The sequence below is a fragment of the Paenibacillus sp. SER-28 genome (assembly GCF_052906305.1).
In genome coordinates, this window is the sequence record NZ_JBRECM010000007.1 from 122,480 (window position 1) to 136,284 (window position 13,805).

10 protein-coding genes are annotated in these 13,805 nt (G+C 47.0%); all 10 read left to right on the forward strand.

What is annotated here, in order from left to right:
* Positions 1-5 precede the first annotated feature (5 nt).
* The 10 genes from ACUYLD_RS17320 (at position 6) to ACUYLD_RS17365 (ending at position 13,656) form a co-directional block, all read left to right on the forward strand.
* The gene (locus ACUYLD_RS17320) at positions 6-1,385 is read left to right on the forward strand and encodes a lipopolysaccharide biosynthesis protein (protein WP_023990346.1); all 1,380 of its coding nucleotides are present in this window, start codon (positions 6-8) and stop codon (positions 1,383-1,385) included.
* Positions 1,360-2,334, forward strand: coding sequence for a polysaccharide pyruvyl transferase family protein (locus ACUYLD_RS17325; RefSeq protein WP_023990345.1), 975 nt, complete (start codon positions 1,360-1,362; stop codon positions 2,332-2,334). Before ACUYLD_RS17320 ends, ACUYLD_RS17325 begins: the two co-directional genes overlap by 26 nt.
* A 299-nt stretch (positions 2,335-2,633) precedes the next feature.
* The gene (gene def / locus ACUYLD_RS17330) at positions 2,634-3,215 is read left to right on the forward strand and encodes a peptide deformylase (RefSeq protein WP_165179319.1); all 582 of its coding nucleotides are present in this window, start codon (positions 2,634-2,636) and stop codon (positions 3,213-3,215) included.
* 161 nt (positions 3,216-3,376) lie between these two features.
* Positions 3,377-5,167, forward strand: coding sequence for a cache domain-containing sensor histidine kinase (locus ACUYLD_RS17335; protein ID WP_446675607.1), 1,791 nt, complete (start codon positions 3,377-3,379; stop codon positions 5,165-5,167).
* Positions 5,160-6,818 carry a response regulator gene (locus ACUYLD_RS17340; RefSeq protein ID WP_446675608.1) on the forward strand — a complete coding sequence of 553 codons (1,659 nt, stop codon included), beginning with the start codon at positions 5,160-5,162 and terminating at the stop codon, positions 6,816-6,818. The genes ACUYLD_RS17335 and ACUYLD_RS17340 overlap by 8 nt, the downstream gene beginning before the upstream one ends.
* Before the next feature lie 403 nt (positions 6,819-7,221).
* A complete protein-coding gene (locus tag ACUYLD_RS17345) occupies positions 7,222-8,628 on the forward strand; it encodes a cytochrome ubiquinol oxidase subunit I (RefSeq protein ID WP_061828919.1) in 1,407 nt (468 codons plus the stop codon).
* A complete protein-coding gene (gene cydB / locus ACUYLD_RS17350) occupies positions 8,615-9,628 on the forward strand; it encodes a cytochrome d ubiquinol oxidase subunit II (protein WP_254350671.1) in 1,014 nt (337 codons plus the stop codon). The genes ACUYLD_RS17345 and cydB overlap by 14 nt, the downstream gene beginning before the upstream one ends.
* Positions 9,628-11,388: a thiol reductant ABC exporter subunit CydD gene (gene cydD, locus ACUYLD_RS17355; protein WP_446675609.1), complete on the forward strand. Its 1,761-nt coding sequence runs from the start codon at positions 9,628-9,630 to the stop codon at positions 11,386-11,388. Before cydB ends, cydD begins: the two co-directional genes overlap by 1 nt.
* Positions 11,369-13,135: a thiol reductant ABC exporter subunit CydC gene (gene cydC, locus ACUYLD_RS17360; RefSeq protein WP_254350673.1), complete on the forward strand. Its 1,767-nt coding sequence runs from the start codon at positions 11,369-11,371 to the stop codon at positions 13,133-13,135. Before cydD ends, cydC begins: the two co-directional genes overlap by 20 nt.
* A gap of 104 nt (positions 13,136-13,239) precedes the next feature.
* Positions 13,240-13,656 (forward strand): cupredoxin domain-containing protein, encoded by a 417-nt coding sequence (locus ACUYLD_RS17365; protein ID WP_254329516.1) that lies wholly within the window; start codon positions 13,240-13,242, stop codon positions 13,654-13,656.
* Positions 13,657-13,805: the final 149 nt, after the last annotated feature.

Genomic DNA, 13,805 nt, shown 5'->3' on the forward strand with positions numbered 1-13,805 from the left:
GTAACATGAGCACATGGACAGCAGCAAGGAAAGTATTCACGGGTGACAGTCTCGCTAAAACGATCATGCGCACGAGCTTTAACAATTTTTTTGTGCTAATCGTCACGACCCTGACTTCCATCCTGACCGCACGTATGCTCGGAGTAGAGGGGAAAGGAGAACTGGCGGCAGTTCTGTTCTGGCCTACACTGATCGGCAGTGTGTTGAGCTTCGGATTACCAACGTCGTTAATTTACAACATCAAGAAGAAAACAGGCACGACGGAAGAACTGCTGGCGTTGTCGCTCTGGATTCAGTTGCCTGCCAGCTTGTTGGCAGGGGCTGTGGCCTGGATATGCATGCCGCTGTGGCTGAATGGTTATGGTGCGGACATCATCCAACTGTCCCAGCTTTATTGTGCGGCAGCCATACCACTGGCAGTGCTTACAGCGCTGACGACAGCATTGTCGCAAGGACTGGATCGGTTTAGCGTATATAATGGTCTGTTGTTTTACTACCCGTTACTGAATTTCATCGGTCTGGTGACACTGTGGCTGATGGGCCTGCTCAATGTGCAGCTGGCAGGAGCAGTGAATTTTGCCGCGAGTTTCCTTGCACTAGTGTGGGCGTTCCTCCGTTTGCGCAAGTATATGAATGTGCGTGCTTTCCGCCCATTTACCAGCCGCCAAGTGCTTCGTCCTTATTATAGCTATGGAGCGAGGGTTTACGGGATGGAGCTGATGGGGACGCTGTCCACACAAACGGACAAAATCGTTATTGTGGCGCTGCTATCACCCAAAGCATTCGGCCTGTACTCTGTCGTCTACGCCTTGTCTCGTGTGTTCAATGTGGTGCAAAATGCCGTCACTAACGTTACCTTTCCAAAGGTGACGGGGATGGAGCACAGCAAGATTGTCGAAACGGTAGGACGTGCTTTTCGCATCTCTATGGCTGCGATGCTAATCGTCATTGTGCCTGCTCTCTTCATTGGACGATACATGCTGGGTTTGCTGTACGGCCCCGCTTTCCTGGAAGCATCGCTAACGTTCTACCTGCTGTCACTGGAATGTATCATTGGTGGCGGCTCATGGATTCTGGCTTCGGCCTTTAACGCGCTGGGACGTCCGGGACTGGTATTGTTCCGGCAAATTGTAGCCTATGCGATCACCGTCGGTCTATTTTTTATTTGTACACCGATCTTCGGTCTGGATGGCATTGCGATTGCTTTGCTTGTAGGCGCTTGTGTACGATTGGCGTTCTCACTGTTCTCATTCCCGATGTTTTTCAATGTTCCGCTATCACGGATCATTTTTGATAAAAGTGATATTACATTTGTTATTCAGACTATACAAAAGAAGCGCAGGAAGGGAGAACTGAAAGATGCCGAATTTGCATCCCATGGCTAAACTGAAAAATAAGCTGAGCGTCATTCTCGACGTAGTCCCCCAAGGTTCGAATATCATTTATGTCGATTATCCCGTCTATAATAACGGTGGGGATGTACTCATCATGAAAGGCACCGAAGCGTTCTTCAAGGATAATGGCATCCGTGTCCGTGCCCGTTATAGCGCTATGGATATTCCCGATCGGCTTCAAATTCCGGGTGACTGGATTATCGTGTGCCACGGCGGCGGCAACTTCGGCGATCTCTATTCAAATCACCAAAATTTGCGAGAACGCATCGTTCGCGATTTCCCTAACCACCGAATTGTGATTATGCCGCAGACGATCCACTTTCAATCTGAACAGAAGGCTAATGAAGTCGCTGCCTTGTTCAATGCTCATCCGGATCTACATATGTTTGTGCGGGATACACGCTCTTATCAGTGGGCTAAGGACAAGCTGAACCAGTGCAGTATCACACTATGTCCTGATATGGCACACCAGCTCTGGCCATTGAAGCCGACTACGGAAACCGTGAAGGATGTATTGTATTTCCTGCGGACTGATATTGAAACGGTGGGTGGACAAAAGAAGTTCGATGACGAGGCAGATGCCGCTCACCGGCTGGACTGGGATACTTTGTTCACTCCGCTGGAAGTGAAGGGAATTGTCTATTTCCAGAAGTTTTATCGACTGGATAAGAAAATTGGTGGCCCGTTGCCTACGCGTACATTCTGGTACAAGTATACAGACCATCTCATGAACAAAGCGGTTACGCTGTTCAGCTCTTACCGAGAGGTTCGCACTTCACGGCTGCATGGTCACATTCTGGCCTGTCTGCTTGATATGCCGCATGTTGTCATTGACAATTCCTATGGCAAGAACTCGCAATATTATAATACCTGGACACAGCCGAATCCAAAGGCGCAGCTGTTTAGTGAAGCTCCAAGTGCGTTGGAGCAGCCATCTTAATAGTAAGAAAAGATACGTAGATTAATTTCAAAGGTATGATAACGGCAAAAAATCTCCTGACCACTTCATTGGTTAAGGGGGTTTTTCGTTTAAGGATATATAGAGCATCAGTATAATTGTTAATTAGATAAACCATTAAGGCAATGAATATTTAATGGCTTAAATACCGCTTCATTTTGACAATTCATTTCATGAATAGATATAATTTATGGGATAAAACTTGTAGGAATATTGGGAACTCCCTAACTTTTGCAGAATAACATGAAAGTATATTTATTTAAATGAATCGAGGCTGACGAATGAGTAATCAATCGATGGACATGCTTCTCACGAAGGATATCGTGCGTGAAGGGGAACCGATTTTGCGCACAAAGGTTGAGCCGGTATGCCTGCCGCTGTCTGAAGAGGACCTGCAACAGATGCAATGGATGCTGGATTATCTGAAAAATAGCCAAAATGAAGAGCTGGCCACTCGCTATGATCTACGCCCGGGTGTGGGGCTATCCGCGAATCAGGTAGGTCTGAACAAAAGAATGTGCGCTATTTATTATGAAGATGGGGACAAAACGGTAGAGTATGCATTGTTTAATCCGAAGCTGGTCAGTCACTCCACGTCCATGATTTATTTGGAACAGGGAGAGGGGTGCTTGTCTGTAGATCGGTACGTAGCCGGATATGTACCGCGTTACGAAAAAATTCGTATTAAGGCCACTTTACCAGACGGAACACAGGAGCTATTGACTTTCAAAGGTTATGCAGCGGTTGTCGTGCAGCATGAAATGGACCATTTGGACGGCATTATGTTCTATGACCGTATCAACCCGGAAGATCCGCATAAGCTGCCGCAGGGAGTGCATATCGAACCTTTTGTACGTAAATAGTTTAGGAATTGTAAAGTGTGGTGACTCTGTTCGCCACATTTTTAAATTTTGAAAAATATAGATATAGAGGTTACGAAGCATTAAACTGGATACATATAGGGCGAGATAGAGAATGTGAAAATACATAAAAATGTAAGCGCTTATCTTATGGGAGGGATGGCATGAATCGTGGAGTACGGCTTTTGATGAATAATATGCGTATGCGGAATAAGCTGCTGTTCTCCTACGTACTGATTGTCATGATCCCGGTGCTGGTGGTGGGCGGTTGCGTTACTTTTTATTTGCGAGAGCAGGCATTGAATAGTGCAATTGCCCAGACGGTAAACAATGTGGAAAAGATCAAGAGCCAGACGGCAAATTTACTGCGTGTGCCAACGGATATTTCAAATGGGCTCATGTTCGATAAAAGGCTGAGGGAGATGGCGAACCGACGATATCCGGGTATGGTAGAGCTGATGAATGCGTATCATCAATACAAGGATTTTAATGAGTATACTCAGCAATATAGAGAAGTTGCTACCATCCGGTTCTATTCGTACAATCCGACGCTTGTCAATAATCTGGAGTTTATTCCAGTGGACTCTAACATTGAGCGGCAGCCGTGGTTCCAGACGGCTTTGAAGGGGACGGCGATTAACTGGTTTTACATTCAGGATAAGGAAGATAACCCGGTTAATCGCCTGAGCCTGGTACGGCAAATTCCATTTCCCGAATACAGTACCAAGGGAGTTCTGATGATATCGCTGAGCCAGACCGAGTTGAATCATATGCTGAGCAAGGAGCCTTTTGAAACATTGATTACAGATCGTAACGGGATTGTGGTCGCAGCTACTCATCCACAGTCGGTGGGCCAAACGTTGAGCGATTTACATTTGGGCTTTGACGTCCAGCGTGCGGGTAAGGGGATATATGAAGCGAAAATCAACGGAGTGCCCTCCAACATCATCGTGGATGAGCTGCTGCCCGCCTCCAGTGTGAGCGGATTTACGATTATTTCAGTGTTTTCGACGGAGCATATTGTACAGGGAGCCAACCGAATCAGCCTGATTGGTGCTTTATGTGTTCTTGCAGTGCTGGTTATGGCACTGATTCTAATCACCATCATTTCCTGGCTGATTACCAAACGACTACAGCGGTTGAGCTATGAGCTGGGTAAGGTAGCCGCGGGCGATTTTCATGTGGTATCGAGTGTGGAGGGAAGGGACGAGATCGGGGATTTATCCCGCCGTTTCAACTATATGGTGAGTAGTATTCGCCAACTCATGGCGCAGGTCTATGAGACGAGTGAGCACAACAACAGGCTGGAATTGGCACAAAAGGATATCAAGCTAAAAATGATGGCCAGCCAAATTAATCCGCACTTTCTGTTTAATGCGTTAGAGTCCATTCGAATGAAAGCACATCTGAATGGGGAAGCGGAAATTGCAACGACGGTGCGTTTGCTTGGCAGGCTGATGCGCCGGAATCTGGAGATTGGCAGTGGTAAAACGACGGTACTACAGGAGCTGGATATGGTGCGATCCTATTTGCAAATTCAGCAGTTCAGATTTGGAAATCGTTTGATCTATGAAGTGAATTTGGAAGAAAGCGCGACGGACATGTCGATTCCTCCCTTAATCATACAACCGCTGGTGGAAAATGCAGTCATTCATGGCCTGGAAAATAAGGAAGAGCCAGTTACCGTGAAGGTAGATATTACAATAGAACAAAGAGAGTTGAAAATTAAAGTAGAAGATGACGGGATCGGCATGGAAGCTGGGCAACTGACCCGTCTGCTAGATCGGATCAGGGGGGCGGATGAGCCGGAAGGGAGCAGTATTGGCCTGCGTAATGTACATCAACGTCTGACATTGATGTACGGCGAACGTTATGGACTGCATATTGAAAGCGCATTACAAGTAGGAACAACCGTATACTTTTCCATACCAAGGGAGGAAGAGTCAAATGTATAAAGCAATGATTGTAGATGATGAGCCTGCGATTCGTGAAGGATTGTCCTCTATTATTGACTGGGGGAATTGTGGCTTCCGTATTGTCGATACGGCAGGGAACGGACGCGAGGCTCTGGATAAGTTCGGAGAGCATCGGCCGGAGTTGGTCATTGTAGATATTCGTATGCCCGGGATGAGTGGACTGGAGGTCATACGAAGCATACGTGAAAAGAACGGAGAGCCGTTTCATTTTCTCATATTAAGCGGATATGCAGACTTTGATTATGCACGGCAAGCCTTGGGCTTCGGGGTAGATGGCTATCTACTGAAGCCAGTTGATGAGGAAGAAATGACGACAGAGTTGAAACGGGTATGGCAAAACATTGAGGACGAGAAAGAAGACGGCAAATGGGGAAGTACGCCTTCCCATGAGCGTAATTGGATCGAAGCATTATTGTTTCCGGTTCATCGAGAGCATGCTCGTAAGGCCGTAGAAGGCAGCGATTCTCTGCACAAAGCATCCGAGCAAGCTGAACATCAAAGCGGTAACGGAAAACATGGACAACAGCCCGCGTTACCAGCCTTGGACTGGAGTAGCTATCAGGTTATTCTGCTGGATTTACGTATTCCTGACTGGGATCGACAAGCTCGGCAGTCGGCAGCAAAGCAGCGGCTAACGGAATTGTGCCATGAGCAGGGCAGAGGTATCATGTTTGAGGCTGGAATATATATGGGTCTTTTGCTTCCCGCCACGTTAAAAACGGAGAAAGATGCTGTTCAATTACTGGCTGCTTGGCGACAGGAGCTAAAGCCGTGGGCAACGGAAATTTATGTGGCTGCCGGTGATCCTGTATCCATTCTTAACGACATTCCCAGATCTTTTGAGCAGGCACTACGATTGTTAGAACGTACGTTTTTGTTCCGGGCAGAAAGAGTCATGCTTTCCGGAGACCTATACGAATTGGAGATAGTTGAGACTGAAATGAGTGGAGCGTCTGATCGTGCTACAAATGATCCCCTACGTTATGCAGAAAAGCTGTACTATGCGCTAGATATGGCTAATAGTGAAGCTGCAACCCGTGTCATTAAGGAAATGGAAGACCAATTTCCACGGATTTATCGCACAGAATCTGCAATCAAGGCAGCGTTCGCCCAAACATTCACACTGGCGTTGAACAAGTATGCAGCCGGACAGGATCACAGCAGAACCGTGCTGGAGGAGCACTCCAGTTTTATAACCGATGTATATGCTTATTCCACATTGGGCGAGCTGGTAGATCACTCGTTGGAGCATGTGTTGCAATGGATTGGCCAGACTGAATCTGGTGGCAAGGGCATCATCATGAAACAAATGATTGACTTTATACATAGTCATTATGATGAAAATTTGCGACTGGAGTTACTGGCAGATATGTTTAATTACAATAGTGGCTATTTGGGCAAACTGTTCAAAAGTCATACTGGCGAGGCCTTTAATGCCTACCTGGATAAGGTGAGGATTGAGCGAGCAAGGGAATTGCTTGCACAAGGAATTAAGGTACACCAGGTGGCGGAACGCGTGGGATATGCGAATGCAGATTATTTTCATAGTAAATTTAAAAAGTATGCTGGAATGTCACCTTCCTCCTACCGTAATCGGGTTCAAAAGAATGGAGGAACAGATGGTTGTTGATAGATTCCTAGATTTAACGCTATGAAGTCTCTCTTGCAGATGTCGGAGGTATAACCTTCGAACGAAGAGAGGCTCTTTTTTTATGGTGAAAAAATGGATAGATCAATCGAAAATGTCACATTTATTATGTAGTTTAGGGCGTTTTCATCAAATCGCCACCATTATGACACAGCTTTGACACGATGTTCACATTTTCGATTCTATTTCATTTAAATTTATTCTATATAATGGGGATAAATCTGAAGCCGGATCATGACAACCATGGTGAAGGTATGGAGTGAGTCATTTTCTAAAAAGTGACCGCTGCATATGTAAGAATGTGAATACTATCACAAATGGAGAAGACTTCAGATTATAAATACTATAAATCATTGTTAAGAGAAGTGCAGGGGGGAGCAACATCATGGACGTATTGGATTTGGCACGGTTGCAGTTTGCAACCACAACGATTCTTCACTTTGTTTATGTGCCGATCTCTATTGGATTGTCGTTATTAGTGGCAATTATGGAGACGATGTATGTTATCAAGAAAAATGACTTGTACAAAAAAATGGCGCAATTCTGGGGAACGTTTCTGCTGATTAACTTTGCACTGGGCGTCGTCACCGGGATTTTGCAAGAATTCCAGTTCGGGATGAACTGGTCGGACTTTTCCCGTTTTGTCGGTGATGTATTCGGTACGCCGCTGGCGATTGAAGCATTGCTTGCATTTTTCCTGGAATCGACGTTTATCGGATTATGGGTATTCGGTTGGGAAAGATTGTCCAAAACGGTCCATTTAATCTGTATGTGGTTGGTATCTATCGGTACGATGTTATCGGCATTGTGGATTCTAGCTGCTAATTCATTCATGCAGCGTCCCGTAGGATATGAGATTCAAAATGGACGTGCAGAAATGAAAGATTTTGCCGCTCTGCTAACGAACGAACAACTGCTATGGGAATTTCCGCATACGCTGTTTGCTGCTTTTGCGACAGGAGCATTTCTGATCGCGGGTATCAGTGCATGGAAGCTGATGCAAAAAAAGAATATGGACTTTTTTAAACCTTCTTTCAAATTGAGCATTATTGTTGCCTTAATCAGCGCCATAGCTATTCCTTTGTTTGGTCATGGTCAGGCTCAATATTTAGTGAAAACACAACCGATGAAGATGGCTGCCAGTGAGGGCTTATGGGAGAACAGCGGTGACCCCGCTCCTTGGACAGTTATCGCATGGATTGATCCTGGAAAAAAGGAAAATACCTTTGAGATTAAAGTTCCTTTTGCTTTGAGTTTTCTATCCTATAGTAAATTTACCGGCTCTGTGCCTGGTATGAATGAGCTTCAGGCAGAATATGAGAAAACCTATGGTCCGGGAGATTATATCCCGCCAGTAAGAACCACGTTCTGGAGCTTCCGCATTATGATTGCGGCGGGATGTGGCATGATTGCACTCGCTTTATACGGAGCTTACCTGACGTTCCGTAAAAAGTTGGAAGGTTCACATCGCTGGTTCTTCCGTCTTATGATATGGGGGATATCCCTTCCATTCATTGGGAATACTTCAGGTTGGATCATGACTGAAATAGGTCGCCAACCGTGGACTGTATTTGGTCTGCTTCAAACGAAAGATTCTGTTTCGCCTACTGTTGTGGCTGGAGAAGTGTTGTTCTCGTTCATCTCATTTACCACATTGTATTTAATTTTAACAGGTGTGCTGGCGTTTTTGTTTTACCGTACGGCTCGCAAAGGTCCAGATATTGAGCCGTATCAACAAACGGTAATTCATGATCCTTTTGCTCAAGGGGGTGACACCATTGTCGCTAAATGATTTATGGTTCCTATTGATTGCTGTGCTGTTTACTGGCTTCTTTTTTCTGGAAGGCTTTGATTTTGGCGTAGGAATGGCCACAGGATTGGTGCCGCGTAATGACCAACAAAAACGTTTGATGATCAATACGATTGGTCCATTCTGGGATGCCAACGAAGTGTGGCTGATTACAGCAGCAGGTGCGATGTTTGCCGCTTTCCCACATTTTTATGCAACCATGTTCAGCGGATATTATCTGGTATTTGTCTTTATTTTGCTAGGTTTGATCTTGCGTGGAGTTTCTTTTGAGTTCCGCGGCAAGGCTGAAGGGAAATGGTGGACAGGTACGTGGGATGCCTGCATTCTGATTGGCAGCTTTCTACCGCCGATGCTGTTCGGTATGGCTTTTGCGGCTTTGGTGAAAGGTGTACCTATTCAGCAAAACATGGATTTGAAAGCTGGATTTTCCGATGTATTCAATGGATACACCGTATGGATTGGACTGACAGTGGTCGGAATGTGTCTAATGCACGGACTGACGTTTATTTCCCTGCGGACGATTGGAGAAGTACGGGATCGCGCGCGTGTGATCGCGTCCAAGTTTCTTCCGGTATTGGGCATTTTACTCGCGGGCATGGTGGTATGGACTTATTTTGCAACGGATTTATTCGCACGTCGCGGTCCCTTTATGTATGCTGCGGTTGCGGTGGGAATTGTCGCCTATGTGCTGACAGGGTACTTCCTGAAGCAGCGCCGTGAAGGATGGGCCTTCGGGATGACAGGTGCAGTGATTTTACTGACCTTCGTATCGTTATTCGTCGGTTTGTTCCCAAGATTTATGGTGAGCTCGATTAACAGTGCTTTTGATTTAACGATTTATAATGCAAGCTCCAGTCATTACACACTGAAAGCCATGACGATTGTTGCAGCAACGCTTTTACCCTTTGTGTTGGCTTATCAGGCATGGAGCTATTTTGTTTTCCATAAGCGTCTCAGTGAGAAGGATCATTTGGAATACTAATGGATAAGGCATGGTTTGAATTAAAGGGCATTCGGCCAGTGATGCTGCTACTGGCTGCCCTTTCCCTGCTCCAGGGGGCCGCAGTGATTGCACAAGCAGTCTTCTTGGCAAAGGCTATTACGATTTTATTTGATAAAAATCCGCTGGTGATGGCTTGGCCGTCGCTGGCGTTGTTTTTCGCAGCTTTTGCAACGAGGCATACGGCGATCTGGCTGCAACGCCGGACAGCAGGCCGTTTTGCTGAAGCTTCAGGCGCTTCCTTACGGGAGCGTCTGCTTGCACGTTTGTTCGAACGGGGGCCGGGGTTTGCAGCGCAGGAAGGTAGCGGCAAATTGGTGACGCTAGCGCTGGACGGCATGGATCGTTTTCGCACGTATTTGGAACTGTCCATTCCTCGTATGATTGACATGATGGCTGTAACTATACTTGTGCTTGTGTATGTTTTCACATTGGATGTCATTTCAGGTGTGATTTTGACGACTACGATGCCGATCCTGGTAGGCTTTTTTATTTTGCTCGGCTTGGCGGCGCGGAAGCAGGCAGACAAGCAGTGGCGTTCCTATCGTCTGTTATCTCACCATTTCACGGATTCGCTGCGTGGACTTCAGACACTAAGGTTTTTGGGTCGTAGCCAAGAGCATGGGGAAACGGTTGGGAAGGTCAGCGACCAATACCGCACGACAACGATGCGCACGCTGCGGGTAGCGTTTCTTTCCTCATTTGCCCTTGATTTTTTTAGTATGCTATCGGTCGCTTTTGTCGCGGTAGGCTTGGGGTTGCGCCTGATTAGTGGCTCGGTGGGTTTGGAGGCAGCGCTGGCGGTGCTTATTTTGGCGCCAGAATATTTTATGCCTATACGCCAGTTGGGATCAGACTATCATGCTTCACTGGATGGTAAGGAGGCTTGGGGAGCAATACGCTCCATTCTCAGTACAGAAGATGATGCGACCAAGCCGGATAAACAGGCAGCTAACGATAAAGGATTGGACATCACGGGACAGGACATTCTTGAGCTGTCTGATGTGTGCCTCCTTAATGAAGACGGTTCGGCTCGGCTTGAACATGTGTCTGCACATGTTGAACCGCACATGAACATGATCGGCATCGTTGGAGCTAGCGGTGCAGGTAAAACGACGCTGCTTAGTCTGCTTGGCGGCTTTGCTGATCCGACTTCAGGCGAGCTACTCCTGAATGGATGCGGATTGGCTGGGGAAGCCAAAACTGAATGGCAACGGCATATTGCCTATATTCCACAGCATCCTTACCTGTTTAGCTCTTCTTTGGCAGATAATATCCGCTTTTATGAACCTGAGGCATCCAACCAGCAGGTAGAGTGGGCGATTGACGCGGTTGGACTGCGTGAACTGGTAGACGGTCTTCCGGGTGGAATGAATGAGCCCATTGGTGAAGCGGGTAGGACACTGAGCGGAGGGCAGGCGCAGCGGATTGCATTGGCACGGGCATTGCTCAGTAACCGTCCGGTCATTTTATTGGATGAGCCTACGGCGCATCTGGATATTGAGACAGAGTGGGAGCTAAAACAGACGATTTTATCGGTTTTGAAACACAAAAGAGTGTTTCTTGCCACCCACCGGCTACATTGGATGCCAGATATGGACTGTGTCTGGATGATGAATCAAGGTCGTCTGGAAGAAGTAGGTTCCCATCAACAATTGATTGCCCGTAAGGGGGCATATTACCGATTGCTGACGGGGATGTCGGAAGGAGGGAACGGACGATATGAGAGTAACGGACAATAGCAGACAAGGCTGGTTTGTGACGTATCTGAGACAATATTTTTGGGCTTTTCTGGTAGCTGCTCTTTTGGGTGCATTGGCCATTGGATGTGCGGGCGCGTTGCTCTTTACGTCCGGTCATCTGATTACCCGTTCGGCCTTAAAACCGGAAAATATATTAATGGTGTATGTTCCAATTGTGCTTGTGCGAACATTTGGCTTTAGTAAAGCGGTTATTCAGTACCTGGAGCGCTTGGTAGGACATGATGCCGCACTGCGCCTTGTGTCCCGTATGCGGGTACGCTTATATCGGGCAGTGGAACCGCAGGCGCTGATGATTCGCAGCAAATTCCGTACAGGGGACCTCTTGGGACTGCTGGCAGAGGATATTGAGCAGCTTCAAAACATCTATTTGAAGCTAGTTTTGCCTGCGCTATCGGCTTTGCTGATTTATGCAGCAGGCATCTGGGCGCTTGGACGGATGGACGGAACCTTTGCCTTGCTCATGGCGTTATATGGCGGATTTTTGCTTTTTATTGCCCCGGCTATCTCACTATGGACCTCACTCGCCAAACGGCGAGTGTTCAAGCAGGAACGGAGTAAAGCCTATCAGGAGCTAACGGATGCTCTGTTTGGCATGAGTGATCTGGTGCTGAGCGGACGGACTGGGCATTTCCTGAGCACCTTTACACAACGACACAATAGGGCTGCCGTAATGGAAAATTCACTTCGCCGGAGCGAGTGGCGTTCTCATTGGATCGCACAATGCGTTGTAGGTGGCGGGGTTGTGATTATGACTGTGTGGGCTGGAGGACTGGTAGCACAGAATCGTATAGAAGCCACATGGCTGGCATCCTTTGCCCTTGTGGCTTTTCCATTGCTGGATGCCTTCGTTCGCGCTGGAGAAGCGGTGGTTCATGCGCCGGAGTATCAGGATTCACTTCGACGGTTAAAGGATTCGGAGAAAGACACACCTACACCTGGAGCAGGCGGAACAGCAGATATTCTAGAGGAACAGGCTACCGCTATGCGATTGGGCCACGGAGGAGACCTGCTGCTGAACAACGTAAGCTACCGCTATGCGACAACGCAGGAATGGAGCGTTCGTGATATCTCTTTGCACGTACCACAGGGGGGGAAGGTTGCATTGCTTGGTCGCAGTGGTGCGGGCAAGTCCACGCTACTGAACCTGATTCAGGGAGCATTGCAGCCTGATGAAGGTAGCGTCACTGTCGCAGGGATTCCCGTATATACAGGTGGAGCATACTCCAGTCTATTTGCAGTGCTAAACCAACAGCCGTATTTATTCGATACAACGGTAGCGAACAATATTCGGCTGGGACGACCCGATGCTACGCTGGATGAGGTTCGTGCAGTAACAGAGCAGGTAGGGCTTGGAGCCCTAATTGATTCTTTGCCGGAGGGCTACGATACCCGAATGCAGGAGACAGGTCTTCGTTTTTCCGGTGGAGAAAAACAGCGAATTGCACTGGCGCGGATTTTGCTGCAAAATCACCCGATTGTTTTACTGGATGAGCCGACAGTGGGGCTTGACCCGCTGACAGAGCATGAGCTCATGCAGACGATGTTTCGTGTGCTGGAGGGTAAAACGCTCATCTGGATCACGCATCATCTCACAGGAATGGAGCATATGGACGAGGTGATCTTTATGGAAAAAGGGGTCATTTCCATGCGAGGAAGCCATGAACAGCTGTGGCAGGAGCAGTCCCGATACCGCAGCCTGTATGAGCTGGATCATCCGAGCCTGTGAAATGAGGTATTTAAAATTTTGATTAACTTTTATATACTGGTTAGAGTTGATGCGTCACATGTAGACACTCAACTGTAGACACTCAACTGGAGGGGCTGATATGAATGAAAGCACTTATCTCTAAGCATTGGCATTTGATGCTGATTGGTTTTGTAGCCCTGAGTATGGGCGGGTTTGTCTTGTTTTATTTTCAGGGGAGCGTGTCGTCGTTTCCGGCCAGTCAACCTAAACAAGCTCAGGAAGAGCCAGACAAGACCAAATATGAGATTGTTACAGTGGGTGTAAAAGGGGACGGTTTCTATCCTAAAAATATTGAAGTGAAAGCTGGCGTTCCAACCAAAATCAATTTCAAGAAAATGACATCCTTTACTTGCATTGATGAAGTGCAGTCGTTGAAGATCGGAATGGACGTTTACCTGGATCACGAAAATAATTATTTTACCGTCAAGGACTTGAAGCCGGGGGTATATGAGTATAATTGTGGCATGTACATGTACTTTGGGACGATCACAGTAAAATAAATCAAAATAGCTTTCTAGCACATTGATGCTAGAAAGCTATTTTTTTCCTTTAATCAATTAGGCTAATTGCGACAGTCTGTATATACCATCATCCACCTGTGGTGCAATATGCATTATCCTTTACCTCTGATCAGCTTACATTGCTGATC

Excerpts from the sequence above, each read along its gene's own strand:
- ACUYLD_RS17365 (WP_254329516.1), top strand. The coding sequence starts at position 13,240 with ATGAAAGCACTTATCTCTAAGCATTGGCATTTGATGCTGATTGGTTTT.
- cydC (WP_254350673.1), top strand. The coding sequence starts at position 11,369 with ATGAGAGTAACGGACAATAGCAGACAAGGCTGGTTTGTGACGTATCTG.
- ACUYLD_RS17320 (WP_023990346.1), top strand. The coding sequence starts at position 6 with ATGAGCACATGGACAGCAGCAAGGAAAGTATTCACGGGTGACAGTCTC.
- ACUYLD_RS17345 (WP_061828919.1), top strand. The coding sequence starts at position 7,222 with ATGGACGTATTGGATTTGGCACGGTTGCAGTTTGCAACCACAACGATT.
- ACUYLD_RS17340 (WP_446675608.1), top strand. The coding sequence starts at position 5,160 with ATGTATAAAGCAATGATTGTAGATGATGAGCCTGCGATTCGTGAAGGA.
- ACUYLD_RS17335 (WP_446675607.1), top strand. The coding sequence starts at position 3,377 with ATGAATCGTGGAGTACGGCTTTTGATGAATAATATGCGTATGCGGAAT.
- cydD (WP_446675609.1), top strand. The coding sequence starts at position 9,628 with ATGGATAAGGCATGGTTTGAATTAAAGGGCATTCGGCCAGTGATGCTG.
- ACUYLD_RS17325 (WP_023990345.1), top strand. The coding sequence starts at position 1,360 with ATGCCGAATTTGCATCCCATGGCTAAACTGAAAAATAAGCTGAGCGTC.
- def (WP_165179319.1), top strand. The coding sequence starts at position 2,634 with ATGAGTAATCAATCGATGGACATGCTTCTCACGAAGGATATCGTGCGT.